Here is a 7213-nt window from a genome sequence, read left to right on the forward strand (position 1 = left end):
CCGCGATCCACACGAGAATGGCATAAGGTTGATCGCCGCGCTCTCCAAAGCCATCATATTGGATGCACTAACTTGCCACCGCGATCTGCATGAAGGGCCGAGCAAGCCGCGCGGAAATCGCACATGAGCAAACCGGGGATCTCACACGTTGCTCGGAGCGCTTTCAGGAAGCGGCCCATGTAACGGCGGCAAATTGACGCCCCGCGGAGCAGCGAGCCGGCCGCATGAGCATCACGTCACTCGAACAATCGACGACCGTCGTGCCTGGCGATCGCGGTGTGGGCCATCCGCCCCCCTCCGCCCCTCGGCCGTCGCGTTCGGGCGACCGGCTATATCGCATCATCTGGCGCTGGCATTTCTATGCGGGAATGATTATCGCGCCGGTGCTGATCGTGGTCTCGGCCACGGGTGCGCTCTACATCTTCAAGGACGAGCTGGAGGGCGTGCTGCATCCGGGAGTAACGTATGTCGAACCGGCAACCGAGCGCGCTTCGTACGAGCAGCAATTGGCTGCGGCCCGCGCCGCTGTTGGCCCGGACTATAAGATCGGGTTGATGCAAGTGTTCATGAACCCCAAGCGGGCCACCGCCCTGGCCATGGGAGGCAAAACCTTCCAGTTCGGTTATGTCGATCCGTATCGCGGGCACTATCTCGGTTCTATCGAGAAGGGAGGCTTCTCCGACATCGTGCTCGATCTGCACCGAACATTGTTTCTGGGAACGACGGGCCGGATCATCGTCGAACTCACCACTTGCTGGACGATCGTGCTCGCCGTGACGGGCATCTATCTGTGGTGGCCGCGGAAAGCGAATCAAGTGTGGGGCGTGTGGCTACCGCGATTGCGGCGCAAGCCTTATGTGATCCTGCGCGACTTGCACACTGTAAGCGGCATCTACGTGGCCGTGATCGCGATCGTGATCGCACTGACCGGCCTGATCTATACCTACGTGTGGGGCAGCGGTTTTCAATACGCCGCGCGGAAGACCGACGCCTACGACATGTTTTCCAAACCGATGCCGTCGAAGTCTCCGCCCGAGGCCCCCGAGGTGGCAATCGATCGGATCGTGGAAATCGCGCAGCAAAGGATGCCGGGCAACAACTTGAGCATCTGGTTTCCGCGGGCCCCGAACGCGGTATACCTGGTGACAGCCAACAACGAGCGCGGCCCGGGGGTCAACGAGATCCTGTTCATGGACCGCGCCACAGGCGAGATCCTGGAGGATCGTTACAACAGTCAGACGAAGATGTTTTACTGGCTGGGAACGTGGAATTTTCCTCTGCACGTCGGCACGATTTGGGGACTGCCGAGCAAGATTCTGTGGTTCGTGACGTGCCTGATCCTCATGGCGGCTCCCGTAACCGGCATTTGGATGTGGTGGGAGCGCCGCCCGACGGGCCGCCTCGGTCTTCCCCGTCGCGTGGATGCCCGCCGCCCCCGCTGGCTTGTCGCCACCGTCATCGGCACGAGCCTTCTGCTTCCGGCCCTCGGCCTTTCGGTGGTGGCGGTGCTGTTGGGAGAGCAACTGCTGTCGCGCTTGCGAAGGTGACGAATGCCGTGATTTCGAAAAACTGATCTAAACGAAGGCAGGTAGATCATGTCAAATCCGTCGTCCGCCCTCGCCATCCCCGATTCGCAGCTTGCGAACGAGGCCACGGGCATCCTGCGCGAATACTCCACCGAGCTACTTATTAATCACTCCCTGCGCGTCTATTTGTTCGCGGCCGAGCAGGGCCGTCAACAAAATCTGCGCTTCGACGCGGAACTCCTTTATATCGCCGCGGTATTTCACGATCTCGGTCTGACCAAGCAGTTCTCGAGCCAGGACGAACGCTTCGAGGTCGATGGTGCAAACGCCGCCCGAGAGTTCCTTACCGCACGTAACGTTCCTGAAGTGCGTCTGGAAACCGTCTGGCAAGCCATTGCCCTACACACGACTCCGGGCGTCACTCATCACATGCGTCCCGAGGTGGCTCTGCTCTATACGGGCGTCGGTCTCGACGTGCTCGGAAGTGGATTCGATAAGTTTCCCGCGGAGTTGCGCGATGAAATCGTCGCCCGCTATCCTCGCAAGCGTTTCCGAGAAGAGTTCATCAAGGAGTACTTCGCTGGCTTTGCCCACAAGCCGGAAACTACCTACGGCACCGTCAACGCCGGCGTGTGTGAACGCTACATCACCGGCTTTCGAAGTCCGAACGCCTGCGACTTGATCGCGGCGTCCCCCTTTTCAGACTCCGAATAGGAAAACCTTGCCGAGTGAAATCCGCTCACAGCAAAGCCGTTCTATTCAGATCGATCGCCTCTCAAGAATCTCCCGATCTAGGTTTCGCATAGGGCGCCAGTCCGGGGATGCGTTCCGACCCGGCAGGGACCTGCAGGTTTGCACCTTCGAAGTCGTCGGTCGCTGGCTCGAAGCGGCCACCCAGATGCTGGTGCAGGAATCGTTCGGCGACTGCCCAGAACGAGATCCAGCTTTCTGGCTGACTATAGTCGTGTCCTTCGTCGGGATAGACGAGGTAGGTCACGTCTTTGTCATGCTTCTCAAGTGCCGAAACGAAAAGATCGGAGTGCTGCTTGGGAACCACGGCATCTTTGCCGCCGTGTGTCACCAAGAGCGGGCTCTTCACGCGTTCGGCCGAACCGAGCGGCGACTGGCGACGCAACAGCTCGAGCCCGTCGGGCGTCTGAGGATCGCCGATGCGCTGTGCGGTGTCGCGCCACAACACGTTCATGCGGCGCGCAAACCGTTCCAGATCCGATAGTCCATACATGGACATTCCGCAGGCGAATTCGTCGGGATAGAAGGCCAGCGTGGCGAACGTGGAAAGCCCACCGAAAGACCAACCCCAGATGCCGATTTTCTCTCGCTCGGCGATGCGCTGGTCGACGGCCCAGTGCGCCATATCGACGAGGTCTTGCTGCGACTTACCTCCCCACTCGCGCCAGCCTTGCTCCATGAACGACTTGCCAAAGCCGCCGGCGCCGCGAAACTCGACGCGCAGCGCCGCGTAGCCGCGGTTTGCCAACAGCTGCAAACAGCGGTTGGTAAGCCAACTGTCCCACGGGTACGCCGCGTCGGGACCGCCGTGGACGTACAAGAGCGTCGGCGCGTCGGGCAAGCCGTCGCCGTTGGCATCGCTTCCCGGAGGCAAATACAGATGGCATGGCAGGCGAAGGCCGTCGCGCGTCGTGGCCACATGCGCGAACCGCTTCGCCATGGGAAATCGATCGAGCGCGCGGTATGCCGAAAAGAGCGGCCGGACGGTTTTCTGCGACCGTTCGTACACGTGAAATCGCGCTGGTCCCCCGTCGAGAGGAACGACCAGCCAGGCCCGATCTTGGACGCTGATCCCCACTGTGCCAACCGGTCCGCCGAAGTGTTTTTCGAGTGGCGCAAAGTCGGCGCGCACCGATTCGTCGATCACGTAGCGGCGTAGCTGGTCGAATTGCGCTGTGGCGGACAACACACGCCCCGTCATCCGATCAACAACTGCTACGGGACGCATATCGGCATCGGCGTCGGTGGCCAACACGGTTTCGCGCCCGGTCGCCAGCTCGACGGCCAGCAGTGCCGACTTGTCGCGGCCCGTATTGTCGACCAGATACAGAACTTCGCCCGCCGCATCAACGCCGACGACACCTTGAACACCAGAGCCGGGGGCGCGCCCGGTATTGGAGCAATCCTTGTCGAGCGTTCGCACGGGCACCCACTTGTCGTCATCGCCGGTCGCGGCGCGTTGCAGCAGCTCGAGCTTTCCCTCAGGCCCGACCTTCTCGGCAACGCGCGGCCGGAAGCGCGCGTCGAAGTACACGGTGCGGAACTCCTTCGTACGTTCCATGACAAGCGATTTTTCCGCGGTGATCAGATCGATTTTCCACAGATCGTGAACCCGCGGATCGCGATCATTAAGCGCCACGAGTGCCTGCCCAGGCAGCTCGCTGCTCAATCGCTCGAGTCGCGCACTGACGCCGCGAAGGGGCGTCAGGTCGATCGGTGAAGCGCCCGAGGACTCGCAACTTGCGAGCCGCACACCGTCGCGGACCTGCTGTTGTACGAGCAGGCGCTTTCCGTCGGCCGACCACCAAAGACCCGATGGTTCGCCGTTTTCGAGTAGCGTCACGCGCGTTCGCGCTTCGGGATCGTCCACGGGCGCGACCCAGGCCGATCGCGAGTTGTCCTGAATCTCGATGTAAGCAATCCGCTCCCCATCAGGACTCAGCGCAGCGACGGGCCGGTCGGCGTCGGCAAAGAGAGCACGGCGCGGGATCAGAGTTGTGTCCGCGATAACTGGCGCGGAACCGACGATTACTACGCAACCGATAACAGCCGTGAGGCGCACTCCTTTACATAGGCGTCGCGAGGACTCGGGAGGCGGGCGGCGCAAAAGGTGACACGCCCACATGCGCCGCTCAGTTTGTACGTTCATTGATTTTTCGCTCCTGCTTTCAACGGTGCGTCCCCGCAATCGCAATGTCACGCGTATTCTCGCCCAACAATTTCCCAAATATCTGGATCAACACACCAAGCTGCGAGTCGCTCCGCAATGTCGTGCACCGAAACTGGAATTCCTTCGGCGGGAATACGTTGCTGATCGTGCGGGCGATCCCACCTTCTAGTCTCTCTGAGCACAATGCGGCCGTCACTATGCAGGGTGAGGATCGCATCGATATCGAGATTCACGGGGGCGCGAAGGCTACTCACTCCGAGTGTAAAGACGAACGGATTCGCACCCTTATTTAATTGAGCCCATCCAGCTGAACTTGGGCGATTAAGCTGGACGAACATGCGAACGGCAAATCCGCGGTGCGGGCGACCGGCTGCCTCGATCCAAAATTCGAGAATCTGCGCACTCGATTGTTTTGTGTCGGTGAGCAGTGGTTCACGACCACTGCCGAAATCGCCGTCCTTTTTATTACGGATCGTGCATTGCGGTAGCTCTACCTCTAGCCTGCGCACGAGGCCCCATATGGAGTCTCTGACTATCTCGGCGAAAGCGACCGCAGCGGGGTATGCCGATTCGATAACACGCCGGTCTTCTTCTTTTCGCAGTGCATCGATTGCAGCCGCGTCAGCTAATCCGCTAAGAATTCCCTCGCCGTTTATTGTCGGGTTGGCGGGCGTTGGTGGCGTTTTGCGGGGAAAGTATAGACCGATTAACTCGACTAGGGCACGCCCATCCTTTGGCGACAACTCTTCCGCGTTGCACTGTGCCGCGATGGCTTGCAGCTTTTGTATTGTCCGTGGGGGCAGCCTTTCATCGAAACGCACGAAGCGCCAGTCCACCGGCCGCTGCCAGTAGTGTTTGGCCGGCAGCTCGGCCTGGAGCATCCACAGCATCACCTGGCAGACTTCGAAGATATCGAACCAAGACGAAACCGTTTCCAGCCGCCATTGCATACGACTTGGGCTGTACCGCGTGTTGCCGACCGCTTCATCGAGCGGCGTGATACGCTGCTCGTCGTCGACGTGCGCAACTCCAAAATCAATGAGCACTGGTGTGACCGCGACGCCGTCATTCATCACGACCAAGTTTTGCGGTTTTATGTCGCGATGCACGATCCCTCGAGCATGGCACTCCGCCAAGCCTGCGGCAACCGACCGCAGCAGCTGTACTGCTTCAGAAACAGCGTCCTCTGGTGCATCGATCAAGGCCTCACGCCGCCGCTCCCAATAGAGGTTGAACGGTTCCCCGAGACGGCTGATATACCAGCAGGCCTCGGATGCCGTGCAGTCAAGCAATTCCATTACATTCGGATGTCGGAGCTCGGCAAGAATGCGCAACTCTCGATGAAATCGCTCAACGAGTATTGGCTCGGCATTTGTGGGAAGACAGCGGAAGACCCCTCTAGCGCCGTCGGAGCGTTCAACAACCACAGTTCCAGCGTGCCCTCCCTGCGGCCTTGTTATAGCGATCTCGCGCCAGCTTGGAAGTGAAAGGGAAGCGAATAATTCGCGTGCTGCTGCGGCTCTTTTCTCGCGTGTGTTTGCCATACGCTACTCGGTGCCGAGAACACCTCGGGCAACAGCTTCGAAAGTCATGGCATCACCTCGTTTTGCCCCCGGTAATCAAATTCGCCTCGACGCGATCCACGCGGCCCTATGATACCACATCCAATGATCCGGGCACCGATAGGGCCGCGCGACCTCGATACGTTCAGAAATTGTAATCGTCGTATGGGACGGTTATAGTGCGCGCCACGCGTGACCTCTTGGCGGCCTTGTGGGGAGACTCGTGCTTTGGAGACGGAGGGGCAAGCCGCGCGTTTCCTCCTTTCCAAGGGCTATGGTTACGTTCCTTCTGTTCGATGCACGCGAAGGTACCCATCGGTCATGAAGCGAATCGGTCTTTCCTCGTTCAAACCGGCGCGCTTGAAGCTGTTTATCGGACTCGCTCTTTTGTTCAGCGCCCGTCAGGCGGGAGCCCAGGTCGAAGATAAATTGCTCCAGGTCGAGCGCACCGCCTGGCCTGAAGAAGCGCACTGTCTGGAAATGTTTTCCGCGATGAGCGAAGGGCCGGACGGTCGCGTCTACGCGGGCACGTGCAACGCCGTGAAGATCGGCGCGAAACTTATTGCCCTGGATCCCAAGACCAGGAAGCAAGAAATCCTTGCCGACATGCAGGAAGTTTGCGGCGAACTGGGTGCCAAGACCTTTCCCCAGAGCAAGATTCACTCGCAAATCTGCTTCGACCATGACGGTGTCGCGTGGTTCGGCACTCATTCCTACGACTGGAACACGCTCGATCAGTTCCAGAAGTCGCCCGAGGATTATGCCGGCGGCCATCTCGTTACCTACGATACGCGGAGCCACAAAGCAACCGATCTCGGCATTCTGGCCCCTCACGAGAGCATCATGAGCCTGGCGTTGGCGGAACGCGTTGGCAAGGTCTATTGCATCCTTCATCCGACCGGGCGATTCGTCGTGTATGACATCAAGACAAAGAAAACTGCTGACAAGGGCGCAATACTGGGCTACCCTTCGCGGACCATCGCAACGCTCAAGGATGGGCGCGGTATCACGTTCACGGTGCATGGCGACGTCGTGCGCTATTCGCCAAAAGACGACAAACTCGAAAAGTTGAACGTCACAGTTCCGCTGTTCGGCACTGAGACCGATCGCACCCATAACAATCCCTTCGCGCTGGCCCTAAGCTCCGACGACAAACGGTTGTATGGCATTGGGTGGACGAGCGGGTTGTTGTTTGAGTACCTCCC

General features: G+C 59.7%; 5 protein-coding genes. 3 read left to right on the forward strand and 2 right to left on the reverse strand.

All coding sequences use genetic code 11. The features are described from left to right. The first annotated feature begins 224 nt into the window (after positions 1–224). Positions 225–1547, forward strand: a complete 1323-nt coding sequence (locus VHD36_15485; protein ID HVU88723.1) for a PepSY domain-containing protein — start codon at positions 225–227, stop codon at positions 1545–1547. A 48-nt stretch (positions 1548–1595) separates the two neighbouring features. Beyond that, positions 1596–2240, forward strand: a complete 645-nt coding sequence (locus VHD36_15490; GenBank protein ID HVU88724.1) for an HD domain-containing protein — start codon at positions 1596–1598, stop codon at positions 2238–2240. 61 nt (positions 2241–2301) lie between these two features. On the opposite strand, the gene VHD36_15495 is transcribed toward VHD36_15490, so the two are convergent. Both VHD36_15495 and VHD36_15500 read right to left on the reverse strand, forming a co-directional pair. Beyond that, positions 2302–4425, reverse strand: a complete 2124-nt coding sequence (locus tag VHD36_15495) for an alpha/beta fold hydrolase (GenBank protein HVU88725.1) — start codon at positions 4423–4425, stop codon at positions 2302–2304. Positions 4426–4472: 47 nt separating this feature from the next. Beyond that, a complete protein-coding gene (locus tag VHD36_15500; protein HVU88726.1) occupies positions 4473–5990 on the reverse strand; it encodes a protein kinase in 1518 nt (505 codons plus the stop codon). 210 nt (positions 5991–6200) lie between these two features. Between VHD36_15500 and VHD36_15505 the strand changes: the two genes are divergently transcribed. Then, positions 6201–7213, forward strand: a 1013-nt coding sequence (locus tag VHD36_15505; protein ID HVU88727.1) for a hypothetical protein, incomplete at its 3' end; no start/stop codon positions are given.

It is taken from the genome of Pirellulales bacterium, assembly GCA_035546535.1.
In the GTDB taxonomy this organism is placed as follows: Bacteria; Planctomycetota; Planctomycetia; order Pirellulales; family JACPPG01; genus JACPPG01.